This window comes from Streptomyces sp. NPDC046862 (assembly GCF_040704615.1).
In the GTDB taxonomy this organism is placed as follows: Bacteria; Actinomycetota; Actinomycetes; order Streptomycetales; family Streptomycetaceae; genus Streptomyces.
This window is the reverse complement of record NZ_JBEYXP010000075.1, coordinates 21,686-38,452: the sequence shown is the minus strand read 5'-3', so window position 1 is coordinate 38,452 and position 16,767 is coordinate 21,686. Positions and strand designations below refer to the sequence as shown.

The following is a 16,767-nucleotide window of genomic DNA, read 5'->3' as shown; positions in this document are numbered from 1 at the left end:
AAGTTTCCCGCGATATCGTCAGGATCATGGGACGGAACCCTCAAAGCGGTGGTCGGCTCAGACCGGTTGACCTGGCGCGCGCTCACGGTCTGTCGACGCAGGCGATCAGGAACTACGAGGAGGCCGGAATCCTCCCGGCCGCCGGGCGCACCCTCCACGGCTACCGCACCTATACCGCGCTGCACGCCGGGGCGCTGCGCGCGTTTCTCGCCCTGGTGCCGGGCCACGGCCACCAGACGGCGACATCGATCATGCGGGCGGTGAACGAAACTTCGGCCGATGAGGCGTTCCGCCTGATCGACGAGAGCCACGCCCAGCTCCTCGACGACCGCCAAACCCTTCGGGCGGTGGAGAGCGCCCTGCGCGACCTGGAGCCCACGACGGCTTCCGAGCCGGGCGCGGGGCCCGGACGGACCGGGGTGTCCGGGCCTGCCGCGGTGTCCCGGCCCGGCGTCACCTTCATCGGGCCGCTGGCACGCAGGCTCGGAATCCGGCCCGCGACGCTGCGCAAGTGGGAGCGCGCCGGGCTGGTGCGCCCGCGCCGCGACCCGCTGACCGGGTACCGCGTCTACGACGAGACCGACGTACGGGACGTCCTGCTGGCCCACCAGCTCAGGCGGGGCGGCTATCTGCTGGAGCAGATCGCCCCGCTCATCGCCCAGGTGCGGACGGCCGGCGGGCTGGAGCCACTGGAGGCCGCGCTGCGCGACTGGCACGGCCGGCTGTCCACCCGCGGGCGGGCGATGCTGACCGGGGCCGCCGAACTGGATGCGTACCTCCGCGAGCGCGGATGAGGCGGATGGGACAGCACTCGCCGGCCGAGGAGCCGACCCGGGGTGGATGGGGCGGGAGACGCAGACCGAGAGCTGACCGGCCACGGCAGCGACCGGGCACAGCACGGCACAGAGCGCGAACGCGACCGGGCACAGCAGGCAGCGACCGCGAGGCGTCGGCGGGGTGCGCCCCGGCGGAGTTAACGGTCCGGCACCGAGCACGTGGAGCAGGCCGAATGCCGAGCGGCTTGTTGACGGCATGACCTGGGCGCGACTTGTAGGGTGGCTCCCATGCCGGATCTTCCGCACCGAGCCGAGCCGTTCACCTCTCGGACGGAGCCCGCGGTGCTCGAGGACCTCCGCGCGAGGCTGCGCGCGACGCGCTGGCCGGACGCGCCCGAGGAGGCCGGATGGTCGCTCGGGACCGACGTCGACTACCTGCGCGAGCTGGTCGCCTACTGGGCGGACGGGTTCGACTGGCCGGCGCGCGAGGCGGAGCTCGCCCGGCTGCCCCGCTACCGCGTCCGGCTCGGCGGCCCGGGGATCCACTTCGTGCACGCCCGGGCCGTGGCGCCGACCGGACCCGTCCTGCCGCTGGTCCTCAGCCACGGCTGGCCGGACTCCTTCTGGCGGTACACGAAGGTCGTCCCGCTCCTCACCGACCCCGGCGCGCACGGCGCCGACCCCGCCGACGCGTTCGACGTGGTCGTACCCGACATGCCGGGCTACGGCTACTCCGACCGGCCCACGGGCCCGCCTCTCGACTCCGTCGCCGTCGCCGGGCTGTGGGCCGAGCTCATGGGCGTCCTCGGATACCCGCGGTTCGGCGCGGCGGGCGGGGACATGGGCAGCCATGTGAGCCGCTACCTCGCCCTCGACCACCCCGACCGGGTCGTGGCCGTGCACCGCACGGACGCGGGCCTGCCCGTCTTCACCGATGACCCGGCGGACCTCACACCCGAGGAGCGCGACTGGATCGAGGGAGCGGCGGCCTGGGGCGCGGCGGAGGGCGCCTACGGGGCCATGCACCGCACGAAGCCCCAGACCGCCGCCGTCGGGCTCACCGACTCGCCGGCCGGGCTCGCCGCGTGGATCGTCGAGAAGCTCCGGTCGTGGAGCGACTGCGACGGCGACATCGAGCGGAGCTTCACCAAGGACGAGATCCTCACGAACGTCACGCTCTACTGGCTCACGGGGACGATCGGTTCGTCGATGCGCATGTACCGCGCGAACGCCGCGATCCCGCCCGCGCGGCTCACCCGCCGCGTGGAGGTGCCGTCCGGGTTCTCGCTCTTCCGCGGCGACGTCGTCCGCCCGCCGCGGGCCTGGCTGGAGCGCACGGCGAACGTCGTGCGCGTGACCGAACCCCCGCGCGGCGGGCACTTCGCTCCGTTCGAGGAACCCGAGCTCTACGCGGAGGAACTGCGCGCGTTCTTCCGCCCCTACCGGGCGGCGGCGACGGGCTGAGGACGGTGCGTTCACCGTCGGCGCCGCGAGGCGGGCGGCGCCGGTGCCGGTGCGGTGGCGTCAGGTGCTCGATGGCGCCGGAATTCCGGGAAGAGCACGAGCAGGGCGAGCGCGACCGCGACGGTCAGGAGGCCGCCACCGGTGACCGCCCACGTGGCGCCGAAAGCGGCGCCCGCCGTGCCGTGCGCGAGGTCGCCCAGCCGCGGTCCTCCCGCGGCCACCACGGTGTCGATCCCCTGCAGACGGCCCCGCATCCCGTCCGGCACCGCTGGCTGCAGGACCGTTCGGCGGAAGACACCCAGAGCGAGGAGCGCCCCGCCCGCGAGGAGCAGCCATCCCACCGCCGGGATCAGTGAGCGGGCGAGCCCGAACCCCGCGACGGCCAGACCCCACAGGCCCACCGACACCGCGACCGCGACGCCATGGCGGCCGACACGTGTGAAGCTCCCGGAGAACAGCGCCCCCAGCACGCCACCGGCGGAGAGGGCGGCGTAGAGCACTCCGATGTCCGACGCGTGGAAAGTCTCTCCCGCCAGTTGCGGGAAGAGTGCCGTCGGCAGCCCCAGGAAAAGGGCGGCGAAGTCGCAGACGTAGACCAGCAGCAGTACCTGATGCCGCGTCACGAGACGTACACCGTCGGCGGTCTGCCGGATGCCCGCGCGCCGTCCGCTCCCACCGCTGCCGGCCGGGGGGAGGGGCGGCAGCCGCCACACGGCCCACGCGGTCGCGCAGACGGCGGCGGCATCGGCCAGATACAGGGTCTGGCTGCCCACGACCGGGAACAGGAAGCCGGCCAGCAGCGGCCCGGCGATCCCGGCGGACAGGACGACCATCGACTGCAGCGCGTTGGCGGCGGGCAGCAGTTCAGGTGCGACAAGGCGAGGAACCACGGCCCTGCCCACCGCCGTGTTGGCGCCGAACAAGGCTTGCTGCACGCCGACCAGCAGGAGCAGCACGCCGACCGACCGCAGCTGCGCCCATGCCTGTGCCCACAGCAACAGCGACGTCAGTCCGATGCCCACCGTGGTCGCCAGCAGTACGCGCCGCCGGTCCCGAACGTCGGCGAGCGTGCCTCCCCACAGGGCCCCGGCCGCCATCGGGGCGAAGCCCACCAGTCCGGCCAGCCCGACGTAGGCCGAGGAACCGGTGAAGCCGTAGATCTGCAGCGGCACCGCGACCGCCGTCAACTGGGCTCCCAGGGAGGTCACGATGCCGGCCGTCCACAGCCGCCGGAAGTCACCCCCGCGCAGCGGCCGTACGTCGACCAGCACCCTCGTTCGTCGCAGCACCCGCGCCCCTCCGCCTGCCCGCAGCCCTCATTCGTGAACCGATGCTGCGGGCTTCCCTTGGGGCAAGGTCAACGAGAGGCTCACCGGCTCCGCGGGCGGAGACGAAGAGTGAGGATCTGGAAGGGGCGCAACCTCAAGTGAACCGCTCCTTCGACGAGCTGATGGCTCGTCGGGTCGTCGAGGGGGCGCTCCAGGAGGTCGGTGGCCGTGACGGAGGTGAGGGGGAACCCGGTGCCGAGGGCGGCGCGGGTGCGGACGCCGTGTGCTTCGTAGAGGCGGACGACGACGTCGCCCGACCGGTCGTCGGCGAGCTTCACGGCCTCGACGACCACCCCCTCGTGGTCGACCGAGACCAGGGGAGCGACGGGCGTACCGCCGGGCACCACCCGCTCCGGCAGGTTCAGGTGGTAGCCCTCGCGGACGGCGTCGGCGACGTCCGCGCCCACGACCAGGGCGTAGCGGAGACGGTGGGTGCCCTGGTCGGCGTCCGGGTCGGGGAAACGGGAGGCACGCAGCAGGGAGAGGCGGACCGTGGTGGTGGTGCCCCCGTCGGGACGGACGTCGCGGGTGACGTCGTGGCCGTACGTCGAGTCGTTGACCAGCGCGACGCCCCAGTCGCGCTCGCCGACGTGCAGGAAGCGGTGGGCGCAGATCTCGAATCTGGCCGCGTCCCAGCTGGTGTTGGTGTGGGTGGGCCGTTCGACGTGCCCGAAGGGGATCTCGGCCGAGGAGTGGGCGGCGCGCACGTCCAGCGGGAAGGCGGCCTTGAGCAGTTTCTCCGTCTCGTGCCAGTCGACGACGGTGTCGATCAGGAGCCGCCGGGAGCCCGCGGCGAGGCTCAGGGTCTGCTCGATGCGTGAAGCACCGAACGCGCGGACCACGTGGATCCCGTCGTCCAGTGCCGTGACCGACTGCGCGTCGGTGAGGTCGCGGACGCGGTTGCGGTAGAAGACGTCGATGTCCCACGCGTCCCACTGGTTGGGGAAGTCCTGGTGCAGCTGGAGCAGGTTCGCGGCGGAGCCCGGCGGCAGCGCCTCGCGGTCGGCGGTCACGTCGTAGGCGGAGGCCACCAGACCACGGCCGTCGACGGTCACCCGGAGCAGGCCGTTGTCCAGGACGAAGCCGTCGCCGTCCCGGACGGGCGGTACGGGCGGGTCGGCCCCCTCGGCGCGCAGCGCGGCGCCCAGCGCCGGGACGCCACCGCGTGCGTGCGGGGCGGCGTTGAAGACGACCGAGCCTCCGGCGGAGCCTGCGGGCCCGGCAGAGCCGACGGGCCCCGCGAGAGCCCGCTGCGCGTCCCCGACGATCCCTTCGAGCTCGCGGGCGACGACGGCGTAGGTCTCCTCCGCCTCGCGGTGCACCCAGGCGATCGAGGTGCCCGGCAGGATGTCGTGGAACTGGTGCAGCAGCACCGTCTTCCACAGCCGGTCCAGGGCCTCGTACGGATACGGGTGCCCGTGGCGCACGGCGGCGGTGGCCGCCCACAACTCGGCCTCCCGCAGCAGGTGTTCACTGCGCCGGTTGCCCTGCTTGGTGGCGAGCTGGCTGGTCAGGGTGCCGCGGTGGAACTCCAGGTACAGCTCGCCCGACCACACCGGGGCGCCGCCGTTCGCCTCGTACTCGGCGTGTGCCCGGGCGAAGAAGGTGGCGGGTCCCTCCATCGTGACCCGGGCCGAGCCCTCCAGGTCGGCCAGCCGGGCGGCGCGGGCCAGCATCTCGCGGGTGGGACCGCCGCCGCCGTCGCCGTAACCGAAGGGGATGAGGGAGTGGTTGGCGGCCGCCTTGTCCTGGAAGTTGCGCACGCTGTGGGCGATGTCGGCGCCGGAGAGGTCGCCGTTGTAGCTGTCGACGGGCGGGAAGTGGCTGAAGATCCGGGTGCCGTCGAGGCCCTCCCACCAGAAGGTGTGGTGCGGGAACTTGTTGGTGGTGTTCCAGGAGATCTTCTGGGTGAGGAACCAGCGCACTCCGGCCAGCTTCATCAGCTGGGGCAGGGCAGCGTTGTAGCCGAAGGTGTCCGGGAGCCACATCTCCTCGGTCTCGACGCCGAACTCCTCCAGGTAGAACCGTTTGCCGTGGACGAACTGGCGGACCAGCGACTCGCCGCCGGTGAGGTTCGTGTCGGGCTCCACCCACAGACTGCCCGTGGGCAGGAACTGGCCGGTCTCCGCCTTCTCCTGGGTGCGGGCGTACACCTCGGGCCGGTGCTCCTTGAGCCAGGCGAGCTGCTGGGCCTGGGACATCACGAAGCGGAACTCCGGGTGGTCGTCCATCAGTTGGGTGACGTTGGAGACGGTCCGGGTGACCTTGCGCACGGTTTCGCGCAGCGGCCACAGCCAGGCCGTGTCGATGTGCGCGTGCCCGACCGCGGAGATCCTGTGCGCGCTCGCGGTCGCGGGTGCCGCGAGGGCGGGGGCCAGTGCCGCGCGTGCCGCTGCCGCACTGGAGCCGACGTCCTGCAGGTCCACCGCGTCCAGGGCGCGTTCGACCGCCCGCAGGATCTGCCAGCGGCGCGGGGAGTCCAGCGGCAGCTCGTGCATCAGCTCTCCGAGGACGTCGAGGTCCTGGACGAGTTCGTGGACGGTGCGGTCGAAGACCGCGAGGTCCAACCGCCGCAGCCGGTACAGGGGTTCGCCCGGGTCGGCCGACGGATCGTCCAGCCAGGGAGCCCGCCCGCCGACCGCCGTGGGACCGAAGGTCAGCCGGCCGGGAGCGGTGTGCATGACCACCGGGTTCGCGGCGGCTTCGATGTATCGGACGAACTCCCCGCCACCGTCCGCCGATTCGGTGACCGGCAGCCAGATGTTGCGCGGGTTGAGCGCCTTCACCGGGGTGCCGTCGGCCCGGTGGACCAGACCCTCGGCGGAGAAGCCGGCGGAGTGGGTCGAGAAACCGAGGTCGAGCACGGCCTCGACGGGCAACCCCGCCCATGCGTGCGGGATCGTGCCGCTGACCCGGAACCAGCTCGTCGACCAGGCGGGCCCCCACCGGTCGCCGACGCGTGCCGGACGGTAGGGAGCGGTCAGCCCCTCCCGAACCGGTACGGGCTCGCCGGGGACGTTCCAGATCTCGACCCGCAGGGGGACCGACCGGGCGTGGACGGCCGGTCGTATGCGTTCGTTCAGCACCCTGGCGAGCCGCTGCTCGGTCACATCACGGTCGTTGTGCATGAGTGTCTTCTCCAGGGAGGCCCGGGACGGGTGGGGGACCGGAGGCTGGGGGCGATCAGCCCTTGAGGGCTCCGCCGAGAGCGAAGCCGCCGCCCAGCTTGCGGGCCAGCAGCAGGTACAGCATCACGACGGGGAGGGAGTAGAGGAGCGAGAACGCGGACAACTGCCCGTACTGCGTCTGGTCGTGGGCGCTGAGGAACGTGAACACGCTGACGGACGCGGGGAGTTTCTCCGGGGACAGCAGGAGGATGAACGGGACGAAGAAGTTCCCCCACATGCCGATGAAGGTGAAGATGGTGACCACGGTGACGCCGGGCCGCATCAGCGGCAGGATGACCCGCCACAGCACGTGCGCGGTGTTCGCGCCGTCGATCCGGGCGGCCTCCTCCAGCACCATCGGTACGCCGTCCATGAAGTTCTTCATCAGCCAGATCCCGAAGGGCAGCGCCGAGGCCGCCAGGAACAGCGTGGTGCCGGGCACCGAGTCGATGAGGTTCACCTGCACGAACATGCTGTAGACGGGGATCATCACGGCGGTGATGGGCAGACCGGTGGAGAACAGGATCGTGTAGAGGAACGGCCGGCGCAGGCGGGAGCGGTAGCGGGACAGCGGATACGCGGCCAGGAAGGACGCCGTCACCGTCACCAGGGTCGCGAAGCCGCACAGCAGCAAGCTGTTGAGCAGCGGCCGGTAGGTGGTGTCGGCGTTGAGGATCGCGTCGAAGTTGCCGAGGGTGAGCGACGACGGCCAGCTCAGCCGGAAGCTGTTGGTGTCGCCGACCGAGGCGATCAGCATCCACAGCAGCGGCAGGACGTACGTCACCGACACGGTCAGCAGGACGGCGTTGACCGCGATACGGCCGGCGAGGGAGCGGCGCCGGTGCGAGGCCCGAGGTGCCGTGGACGTCGCCGGCCGGTCGGACGCGGCACGCGACGGTGCGAGAACGGCCATCAGTCGTCCTCCAGTTTGAGCAGCCGGATGTACACGACGGAGAACAGGGCGCCGACCACCAGCAGCACCAGGGCGATGGCGGTGCCGTAGCCGATGAGACTGTTCTGGAACGCCTGTTGGTACATGAAGATGGGCAGGGTCTCGCTCTTGTTGCCGGGACCGCCCCGGGTCATGGTGTAGATCAGGCCGAAGACCGAGAGCGTCTGCAGCGTGATCAGCATCAGGTTGGTCGTGATCGACCCCCTGATGACGGGGAGGACGACCCGCCACAGCCGCTGCCAGGGGCCCGCGCCGTCCATCTCGGCCGCCTCCACGAGTTCCTGCGGCACGTCGTTGAGGGCGGCGGTGAAGACCATCATCGAAAAGGCGGTGCCGCGCCAGACGTTGGCCAGGCACACCGCCAGGATCGGCATCGTGTAGAGCCAGTTCTGCTGCGGCAGGTGCAGGGCGTCGAGAATCGAGTTGAGCGAGCCCTGGTTGTAGAAGAACGCGTACATCAGATAGCCGGCGACCACCTCGGGCAGCACCCACGCCGCGATGACTACACCGTTGGTGAGCGCCCGCACCGGCTTCTCGGCCTTTTCCATCAGGACGGCCAGCGCGAGTCCCAGGGTGTTCTGGCCGATGACGGCGGAGCCCACCACGAACGCCAGGGTCAGCCAGACCGCGTTGAGGAAGTCGTGGTCCTTCAGTGCCCGGGTGAAGTTGTCCAGGCCCACCAGGTGTGTGCCGGTCGCGCCGGTGAGCTGCATGTCGGTGAACGCGTAGTACACGCAGTACGCGATGGGCCCCGCCAGGAAGACGGCCAGCAGCACCACGGCCGGGAGCATCGGCAGGCCCCGCAGCAGGGAGCGTACGGAGGCGGGCGGTGCCCCGCGGGGCCGGTGGTGGTCACCGGCCTTGCGGGGCACCGACGTCAGTGCGGTCACGAGGTGCCCTTGACGGTCTTGTCGTCGCCGACGGCGGCCTTGACATCGCTGTCGAAGGTGGCGGCGGCCTTGGCGACCGATGCCTGGCCGGTGGTCACCGACTCCATGGCCTTCTGGATCGCGGTCGAGACCTGGTTGTAGGCGGGCAGGCCCGGCCGGAAGTGCGTGTAGCGCACCAGGTCCGTGAAGAACTTGTTGGTCGGCACGGAGTTGACGTACGCCGGATCACTGGCGGAGTCCGTGCGGACGGCGATGCTGGCGTTGGTGGCGTTCCACTTCGCGTGGTTGGCCTTCGTCTCGATGGTGGTGAGGAACTTCCACGCCAGGTCAGGGTTCTTGCCCTTGGCCGGGAGCGACCAGGCCCAGCCACCGGACATGCTGATCTTGCCGGGGGCCTGGCCGTTCTGGGTGGGCATCGCGGCGGTGCCGATCACGGTCTTCCAGTCGCTCCACGGCTTGGGGCTGGTGGAGCCCCAGTTGTTGGGCATCCAGGATCCGTCGATGTCGATGGCGAGCTTGCCCTCGGGGATCAGTTCGGTGCCCACGGTGGTACCGAAGTTGGCGCCGAGCGCCTGGTCCACCGGCGGGCCGAGCTTCTCGCTGTAGACGGTGTGCACGAACGCCAGCGAGTCCTTGAAGGCCTTGCTGCCGACGACCCACTTCTTCTGACTCACGTCGTACAGGGACTTGTCGCCCGCCGGGGTGCCGTACAGCAGCATCTCGAAGCCCTGCATGGAGGACGCCTCGCCGCCGGCCGTTCCGGTGTAGAGGTTCATGGGGACGACACCGGGCACCTTCGCCTTCAGCTTCCTGGCCGCGCTCAGGACGTCGTCCCAGGTCTTCGGCTGCCAGGGCACGGCTATGCCGGCCTTCTCGAAGAGCTGCTTGTTGTACCAGATCCCGCGGGTGTCGGTGCCGTCCGGGACACCGTACGTCTTGCCGTCCGAGGCGCCGCGTGCCGCGACCTTGGAGGCGGGGACGAACTTCGACCAGTCGCTCCACTTGGCGAGGTAGGAGTCGATGGGCTTGAGGTAGCCGCTCGCGATGTCGGAGTTGATCAGCGCGGTGTCCTCGTAGACGAGGTCCGGGGCGGTCGCGGGGGACCGCATCATGAGCTGGACCTTGGTGTAGTAGTCGTTCTCGGAGGCGGTGACCGGGACGAGGGTCACCTTGGTGCCCGGGTTGGCCTTGGTGAACTGCTTCACCACCGAGGCGAGCCGGTTGGCCTGGAGCTTGTTCTGGCTGTCCAGGTTCTGCCAGTAGACGACCTTGATCGACTTGGCGGAGCTCCCTGACGAGCCGGAACCCCCGCAGCCGGAGGCGGCCAGGGCGGTGACGGTGGTGAGTGCTGCGGCAGCGATGAGTCTCGAACGCACGGTGGTTCCTCCGGAACGCGAAACCTGAGGAGAGGAGAGGAGAAGAGAGGGGAAAAGCCGCGACTGGGATGCCGGCTGCGGGCAGTACGAGCGAGGCGCTCCATGCGGCGCCACCCCGCGCGACCTGGCCTGGTGCGCCCGGCTTGATGGGCGCCAGCTAAATCCAATTGATGGATGAAGTCAACGCTTCCGACGTGTAAACTTTGGTCACGTATCGCCGTTCGGGCATGCGCGGCAAGGGTCGCTCTGCGATCCGTAGGTGCGCTCCGGCCGCGTCGGTGCCGATCAGACGAGGGCAGCGAAAAGGCAGGAGCGGTAGGTGACCGACAGGTGACGATGCTCGGTGGCACGAACCTGCCCCGGGTCGGCGGGTACAACCAGGCCGTCGTACTGGACGCCATCCGGACCCGGGGGCCCGTGAGCCGGGTCGAACTGGCCGCGCTCACCGGCCTGACCAACCAGACCGTCTCGAACGTCGTCCGCAAACTGCTCGACGCCGGCCTTGTCACGGAGACCGGCCAGGCGCCCTCCAGCGGCGGCAAGCGCCGCACCCTGCTGGCGCCACGACCGGACGGGGCCTACGCCCTCGGTGTCCATCTCGACCCCGACGCGGCCGTCATCGTCCTGGTCAACCTGGCCGGCGAGGCGATCACCAGCCGCCGGCTGAGACTCACCGGGCCCAGTGACCCCGCCGACGTCGTGGACCGGGTGGCGCGCGCGGCCCTGCGGCTCGTCGGCCGGTCCGCCGTGGACCCCGACCGGCTGCTCGGCCTGGGTATCGCCGCTCCCGGACCGATAGACGGTTCCTCGGGCGAGGTGGTCTCCCCGCCGAACCTCCCCGGCTGGGACCGCGTCCCCCTGCTGAAGATGTTCGCCGAGGCCACCGGCATGCCCGTCGCCCTGGACAACGACGCCACCGCCGCCGCCATCGGCGAACGCTGGATCGGCGGCGAGGCCAGGGCGGGCAGCTTCCTGTTCATCTACCTGGGCACCGGCATCGGCGCCGGCATCATCCTCAACAACACCGTCCTGCACGGCGATTCGGGCAACGCCGGGGAGTTCGGGCACCTCGCCGTCGAACCGGGCGACCGGGTCTGCCATTGCGGCGGCACGGGCTGTCTCGGTCCCTACTGCAGCCCGGCCGCGATCATCGACGATCTCCTGCGCCGCCATGGACGGGCCGCCGCCGACCGCATCGGCCTGGTGGCCGACGCCGCCTCCCTGCACAACGACTGGAAGCTGCTCCGCCGGGCCGCCCGTACCGGCGACGAGCAGGCCCGAGACGTCGTCCGCAGCGCCGCCCGCCGCATCGGTCAGGCCGCCCGGGGCGCCGTCAGTCTGCTCGACGTCGGCCGTGTCGTCCTCGGCGGAGAGGGGCTGCGCGGCATCGAGCCCATCGTGCGCGAGGAGGTCGACGCGGCTGTCAACAGCACGTCCGTCGCCCGTGCCATCCGGCCCATCGCCATCGAGCAGAGCGTCATCGGCGACACCGTCGGAGCGGTCGGCGCCGCGTCACTCGTGCTCCACGGCAACTACACGCCCGGCTGGCGCATGCTCACCGAGGCCTCCGGCTGACCCTGGACGGAAAGGACAGCCGGAGGGGACGGTGGCCCGGTAGACGGTGTCTCAGTCGCCGATCCGGTCGAGCTGCCGCAGTTTGTTGGTCGCGTCCAGCGCGGCGACCTTGTAGGACTCCGCGAGCGTCGGGTAGTTGAACACCGCGTCGACCAGATAGTCGACCGTGCCGCCGCAGCCCATCACCGACTGCCCGATGTGGATGAGCTCGGTGGCTCCGGAGCCGAAGCAGTGCACCCCGAGCAGGGTGCGGTCCTCGGGCGAGACCAGCAGTTTGAGCATGCCGTGGGAGTCGCCGATGATCTGCCCCCGGGCGAGTTCGCGGTAGCGGGCGATGCCGACCTCGAACGGCACGCTGTCCTCGGTGAGTTGGTCCTCCGTACGGCCGATGAAGCTGATCTCGGGGATGGTGTAGATGCCGATCGGCTGGAGGTGGTGCATCCGGCCCACCGGCTCACCGCACGCGTGGTACGCCGCCGCGCGTCCCTGCTCCATCGAGGTCGCGGCGAGCGCCGGGAAGCCGATGACGTCGCCGACCGCGTAGATGTGCGGGACCTCGGTGCGGTAGTGCTCGTCGACGGTGATCCGGCCGCGCCGGTCGGCGGACAGCCCGGCCTTGTCCAGGTCGAGCTCATCGGTCAGACCCTGCCGGCCCGCGGAGTACATGACGGTGTCCGCGGGGATCTTCTTCCCGCTCTCCAGAACGGTGAGCGTGCCCCTGGAGTGGCGTTCGACCGCGGCGACCGTCTCCCCGAAGCGGAACGCGACGGCCAGGTCCCGCAGGTGGTACTTCAGCGACTCGATCACCTCGACGTCGCACATGTCGAGCATCCCCGCCCGCTTCTCCACCACCGTGACCTTGCTGCCGAGGGCGGCGAACATGGAGGCGTACTCCATGCCGATCACACCGGCCCCGACGATCACCATGGAACGGGGCACCCCCTCCAGTGTGAGGACGTTGTCCGAATCCATGATCGTCCGCCCGTCGAACTCGACGCTGTCGGGCCGGGCGGGGCGGGTACCGGTCGCGATGACGATGTGTTCAGCGGTCAACAGCCGCTCGTTGCCGGACACTTCGCGCAGCGCGACGGTGTGGTCGTCGACGAAGCGGGCGGTGCCGGAGAACAGGGAGACGTGGTTGCGGGAGAGCTGGCTGCGGATGATGTCGACCTCGCGGCTGACCACGTGCTGGGTGCGCGTGGTCAGGTCGGCGACGGTGATGTCCTCCTTCAGGCGGTAGCTCTGGCCGTACAGGTCGCGCTGGGTGAGGCCGGTGAGATACAGCACCGCTTCACGCAGGGTCTTGGACGGGATGGTCCCGGTGTGGAGGGAGACGCCACCGACCATGTCGGGGCGATCGACGACGGCGACCCGGCGGCCCAGCTTGGCCGCAGCGATGGCGGCCTTCTGGCCGCCCGGACCGGATCCTATGACAAGCATGTCGAAGTCGGGCACCCTCGGAAGTCTGACAGCCCGGGGTGCCCTGCCGATAGGGCGAACAGGTAACCAACGTGCCCCAGTCGCCCGAAGCCCTCGCGGGGTCGTCCGGTCGTGCGGCGGACGACAGGCCCTACGACACGGCGTCGACCAACTCGGCGAGTGCCCCGGCCAGACGGTCGAGGCCGGGACCCGCGGCACCGCCCGGCTCGGTCATGTAGACGTCACGGCGGATCTCGACCATCAGAGCGGTGACGTCCGCTCGCGTGCCGTGGAACCTGAGCGGGACATAGGCGCCCGAGAACGGGCTGTTGACGCCCGTGCCGCCGAAGCCGGCGAACGCCTCCTCGGCGGCGGCCAGCAGCTCGGGCGGCGTGTGGAAGGGATCGGTGCCCAGACAGACGGGTGGGCGGGGACCGTCGCCGTGCAGTTCGTACGGCAGCCGGGCCGTGGGATAGGAGTGGACGTCGAGGACGACGGCCCGCCCGGCCACGGCGAGACGGTCGGCCACGGCCGCGGTCATGGCCTGTGCGTACGGATGGAAGTAGCGCTCGACCAGGGGGCCGGGCTCGAAGTCCGCGGGCCGCAGCGGCGCGCCGTGTGTGGTGCGGGTGTAGACCGCGCCCATGCCGACGGCGCGCATCTCCTCCCGCTCGTCCGGGAACCGCTCGGGATCGATCACCAGCCGGGAGAGCCGGTTGACGAACCGCCACGGCGGGAGAGCGCTGCCCTCCGCCGCGCAGCGGGCCAGGTGCTCGGTGTGCGCGTCCGTGATGTGGTCCAGCTCCCGGTCGAGTTCGCGCTCGTCGAGCACGATGCCGCGTCGAACCGAGGCCGGTATCTCCCGCGCGGAGTGCGGGACATGCAGGATCACGGGGGAGTCCCGGGCGCCGGGGAGCAGGGCGAAGGACTCGGCGGCGACGGACCGCGCGGCAACGAACTCTGAGGCACGGGGCATGTACGGCTCCTTCGGGTGTGTCTCACACCATGCAACAGGGTCGGGCGAAGTCGAGGGTTGTGCCCGGTGACCCTCGCGCGTATAAATAAGCAACTTTCTTTCTTACAGCCCTGGTGGAGCACCGCCGCGAAGCGAGGTCGATGTGACCGACCGATATCCCGCAGGCCCCCAGCGTCTGCTGCGCTCGCTCAACGGGCGCGCGGTGCTGGAGGCGATCGACCAGGCCGGCCCGATCACGACCACCGACCTCGCCGGACGGATCCCGCTGTCCCGGCCGACGGTGGCCGCCGCGGTCGGGCTGCTGCTGGAGCGCGGGGTGATCACCGAGGTGGGACCGGTGACCGGGCGCAAGGGACCAGCCCCGGCGCAGTACGGGGTGAACGCCGACTGCGCCTTCGCCATCGGGGTGGATGTGGGACACCGGCAGGTCCGGGCCGCCGTCGCGGACGTGACCGGGCAGGTGCGGGCCACAGCGCACGCGTGGGACGACGGCCGGGGCCGTGCCGGGCGTGACGCGCTGGTCGAGCAGATCCTGGCGTTGTGCGAGGACCTGGCCGGGCGGGTCGGGGTGCCGCTCCGTGAGATCACCCAGGTCGTCATGGGCGTGCCCGCGGTGGTCGGCACGGACGGGCGCCGGCTCTCGTACGCCGCCGGACTGCCCGAGGCCGGGCGGGGACTCGGCGAGGCACTCGGCCGGGCGATCCCGGACCGGGTGCCGCTGGTCCTGGAGAACGACGTGAACCTCGCGGCGCTCGCCGAACGCACCCACGGCTGCGGTACCGAGGTCGACGACTTCGTCCTGCTCAGCCTGGGAGTCGGCCTCGGTCTCGGCCTCGTCATCGACGGCCGGGTACGGCGCGGCGCGACCGGCGTGGCGGGAGAGGCCGGCTACCTCCCCAGCGACCGTGGGACAGCCCCGGTGGGGAAGCGCCGCGAACTGGTCCAGGACCATATCGGCGCGCGTCACATCAGCGCCCGGGCACGGGACCTGGGACTTCCCGGCGACGGCAGCCCCCTTGCCGTCTTCGACCTGGCGCGCGACGGACACCCGTCCGCGCTGGAGATCGTCGAGGACACCGCCCGCAGCATCGCCTACGTGATCGCCTGCGTGGTACCCCTGATCGACCCGGCGCTCATCGTGCTGGGCGGCGCCATCGGAGCCAACGGCGACCTGCTGCTCGAACCGGTCGCCCGGCACATGGCCGACTTCGGCGACTTCCGGCCCACGGTCGTCGCCTCCGGCCTCGGCCAGGACGCGGTACTGACCGGCGCCACCGCGATGTCGGCGGACCTCGCCCGCGAATCGGTCTTCTCCGCGGCCACCACGTCCACCACCCCCGCGGAGCCGCCGCTGCCCTGAGCCCCGTAACACCACGGCGACGCCGTCTTGCCGGACAGCGCCGCCGCTTCAGGACTCCGGGCGTTGCCGCGCCCGGGTCCGGTCGACCGACCCGTCACCCAGGGAATGCCATCTCCAGGAAGAGGACGATCAGTGTTCAAACCTATCACCGGGGCAGCGGCGGCCACGGCCGCCGGCGTGCTGCTGCTGGCCGGCTGTACGTCCAGCGGCCCCGCCGAGTCCCAGCCCACGTCCGCGATCTCCGCGGGCGCCTCACACACGCCCACCACCGTCACCGTCTGGACCTTCAACCACCTCCCCAACGAGGTCGCCGCCTTCAAGGCGACGCTGAAGCGGCTGCACACCAAGTACCCCTGGCTCATCGTGAAGTTCGTGCCCAACAAGGACGACGCCGCCTACGCCAAGGCCGTCGCCGCCGGTGATCCGCCGGACGTCTTCATCGGATCGGCGCCCGACAACGTGGCCAAGTTCTGCTACAACGGCACGGTCACCGACCTGGGGCCGTATCTGTCCTCGGCCGGAGTCGACACCGCGAAGACCTTCCCGCCCGCGACCCTCGTCTACACCCGCTACCAGGGCAAGCAGTGCGCGCTGCCGCTGCTGACCGATGCCTTCGCGCTCTACTACAACAAGAAGATGTTCAAGGCGGCAGGCATCACCAAGCCGCCCCGGACCCTCGCCGAGCTGACGGCGGACGCGAAGAAGCTCACCAAGAAGAACGCGGACGGCTCGATCAAGACGTTCGGCTTCGTGCCCCGCTCCGACTTCAACGCCAACCGGTACATCTTCACCGGCGTGCAGAGCGGCACCGACTTCTACGGCAAGGACGGCAAGACCACCTTCGCCTCCGACCCCAAGTGGCAGCAGCTGCTGAAGTGGGACCGCGACCTCATCGACTACTACGGCGCGTCCAACGTGCAGAAGTTCGTCGGCCGCTACCAGCCGCACGCCGACGACGCGAGCAACCCGCTGCTGACCGGCGCCGCGGCCATGGAGATCGACGGCGAGTGGCACGTCGGTGAGATCGCCTCGGGGAAGAAGGACTTCGACTACGGAGTCGTCCCGATGCCGGTGCTGGACGCGAAGGGGACCGGCTACGGCGCCGGCAACACCCTCGGCACCGTCGCCTACCTCTCCGCCGGCTCGAAGCACAAGCAGGAGGCGTTCTTCGCGCTCCAGCAGCTCACCACCGACACCACGTTCCTGAACCAGCTGGCCGACACCGTCTACAACATCCCCAGCACCTTCGCCGCGCTGAAGGCCTGGGACAAGCGGGACGACCCGCACTGGAAGCCGTTCGTCGACCTGTTCCAGAACCCGGGCTCCTACTACAAGACCCTCACCCCGGCGGGCGTCGAGGACATGGACACCTGGCGCGCGTTCCTGCTGACGTACGAGCAGGGGAAGGTGAAGGACGCCGCCGGCGGACTGTCCGGCGTCGGAAAGAAGATCGACGACCTCAACGCCGAGAGCGGGCAGTAGGT

12 protein-coding genes are annotated in these 16,767 nt (G+C 70.7%); 5 read left to right on the top strand and 7 right to left on the bottom strand.

Annotation, left to right across the window (positions count from 1 at the left end; translation table 11 throughout):
- The first annotated feature begins 26 nt into the window (after window positions 1-26).
- Both AB0959_RS47940 and AB0959_RS47935 read left to right on the top strand, forming a co-directional pair.
- Entirely contained in the window at window positions 27-794 is a 768-nt protein-coding gene (locus AB0959_RS47940; protein WP_366833261.1) for a TioE family transcriptional regulator, read from the top strand.
- Between the two features lie 270 nt (window positions 795-1,064).
- Window positions 1,065-2,240 (top strand): epoxide hydrolase family protein, encoded by a 1,176-nt coding sequence (locus tag AB0959_RS47935; protein WP_366833260.1) that lies wholly within the window; start codon window positions 1,065-1,067, stop codon window positions 2,238-2,240.
- A gap of 11 nt (window positions 2,241-2,251) precedes the next feature.
- Here AB0959_RS47935 and AB0959_RS47930 read toward each other — a convergent pair whose 3' ends face one another.
- The 5 genes from AB0959_RS47930 to AB0959_RS47910 all read right to left on the bottom strand — a co-directional run bounded on the left by AB0959_RS47930 (window position 2,252) and on the right by AB0959_RS47910 (window position 9,953).
- Window positions 2,252-3,529, bottom strand: a complete 1,278-nt coding sequence (locus tag AB0959_RS47930) for an MFS transporter (protein ID WP_366833259.1) — start codon at window positions 3,527-3,529, stop codon at window positions 2,252-2,254.
- 80 nt (window positions 3,530-3,609) lie between these two features.
- Complete coding sequence (locus AB0959_RS47925) at window positions 3,610-6,696, bottom strand: glycoside hydrolase family 38 C-terminal domain-containing protein (protein WP_366833258.1); 3,087 nt, start codon at window positions 6,694-6,696, stop codon at window positions 3,610-3,612.
- Window positions 6,697-6,751: 55 nt separating this feature from the next.
- Complete coding sequence (locus tag AB0959_RS47920) at window positions 6,752-7,648, bottom strand: carbohydrate ABC transporter permease (RefSeq protein ID WP_366833257.1); 897 nt, start codon at window positions 7,646-7,648, stop codon at window positions 6,752-6,754.
- Window positions 7,648-8,478, bottom strand: a complete 831-nt coding sequence (locus AB0959_RS47915; RefSeq protein WP_366833274.1) for a sugar ABC transporter permease — start codon at window positions 8,476-8,478, stop codon at window positions 7,648-7,650. The genes AB0959_RS47920 and AB0959_RS47915 overlap by 1 nt, the downstream gene beginning before the upstream one ends.
- A 95-nt stretch (window positions 8,479-8,573) precedes the next feature.
- Window positions 8,574-9,953, bottom strand: coding sequence for an extracellular solute-binding protein (locus AB0959_RS47910; RefSeq protein WP_366833256.1), 1,380 nt, complete (start codon window positions 9,951-9,953; stop codon window positions 8,574-8,576).
- 336 nt (window positions 9,954-10,289) lie between these two features.
- Between AB0959_RS47910 and AB0959_RS47905 the strand changes: the two genes are divergently transcribed.
- Window positions 10,290-11,528, top strand: coding sequence for an ROK family transcriptional regulator (locus tag AB0959_RS47905; RefSeq protein ID WP_366833273.1), 1,239 nt, complete (start codon window positions 10,290-10,292; stop codon window positions 11,526-11,528).
- A gap of 51 nt (window positions 11,529-11,579) precedes the next feature.
- On the opposite strand, the gene sthA is transcribed toward AB0959_RS47905, so the two are convergent.
- Window positions 11,580-12,983 carry a Si-specific NAD(P)(+) transhydrogenase gene (gene sthA, locus AB0959_RS47900; protein ID WP_366833255.1) on the bottom strand — a complete coding sequence of 468 codons (1,404 nt, stop codon included), beginning with the start codon at window positions 12,981-12,983 and terminating at the stop codon, window positions 11,580-11,582.
- A 115-nt stretch (window positions 12,984-13,098) separates the two neighbouring features.
- The gene (locus AB0959_RS47895; protein WP_366833254.1) at window positions 13,099-13,923 is read right to left on the bottom strand and encodes an N-formylglutamate amidohydrolase; all 825 of its coding nucleotides are present in this window, start codon (window positions 13,921-13,923) and stop codon (window positions 13,099-13,101) included.
- A 142-nt stretch (window positions 13,924-14,065) separates the two neighbouring features.
- Between AB0959_RS47895 and AB0959_RS47890 the strand changes: the two genes are divergently transcribed.
- Together AB0959_RS47890 and AB0959_RS47885 are read left to right on the top strand one after the other, a co-directional pair.
- Complete coding sequence (locus AB0959_RS47890) at window positions 14,066-15,283, top strand: ROK family transcriptional regulator (protein WP_366833253.1); 1,218 nt, start codon at window positions 14,066-14,068, stop codon at window positions 15,281-15,283.
- A gap of 132 nt (window positions 15,284-15,415) precedes the next feature.
- Entirely contained in the window at window positions 15,416-16,765 is a 1,350-nt protein-coding gene (locus AB0959_RS47885; protein WP_366833252.1) for an extracellular solute-binding protein, read from the top strand.
- Window positions 16,766-16,767 lie beyond the last annotated feature (2 nt).

Coding starts and splice junctions, on each gene's coding strand:
- AB0959_RS47920 (WP_366833257.1), bottom strand. CDS start 7,648: ATGGCCGTTCTCGCACCGTCGCGTGCCGCGTCCGACCGGCCGGCGACG.
- AB0959_RS47925 (WP_366833258.1), bottom strand. CDS start 6,696: ATGCACAACGACCGTGATGTGACCGAGCAGCGGCTCGCCAGGGTGCTG.
- AB0959_RS47940 (WP_366833261.1), top strand. CDS start 27: ATGGGACGGAACCCTCAAAGCGGTGGTCGGCTCAGACCGGTTGACCTG.
- AB0959_RS47935 (WP_366833260.1), top strand. CDS start 1,065: ATGCCGGATCTTCCGCACCGAGCCGAGCCGTTCACCTCTCGGACGGAG.
- AB0959_RS47905 (WP_366833273.1), top strand. CDS start 10,290: ATGCTCGGTGGCACGAACCTGCCCCGGGTCGGCGGGTACAACCAGGCC.
- AB0959_RS47895 (WP_366833254.1), bottom strand. CDS start 13,923: ATGCCCCGTGCCTCAGAGTTCGTTGCCGCGCGGTCCGTCGCCGCCGAG.
- AB0959_RS47915 (WP_366833274.1), bottom strand. CDS start 8,478: ATGCTCCCGGCCGTGGTGCTGCTGGCCGTCTTCCTGGCGGGGCCCATC.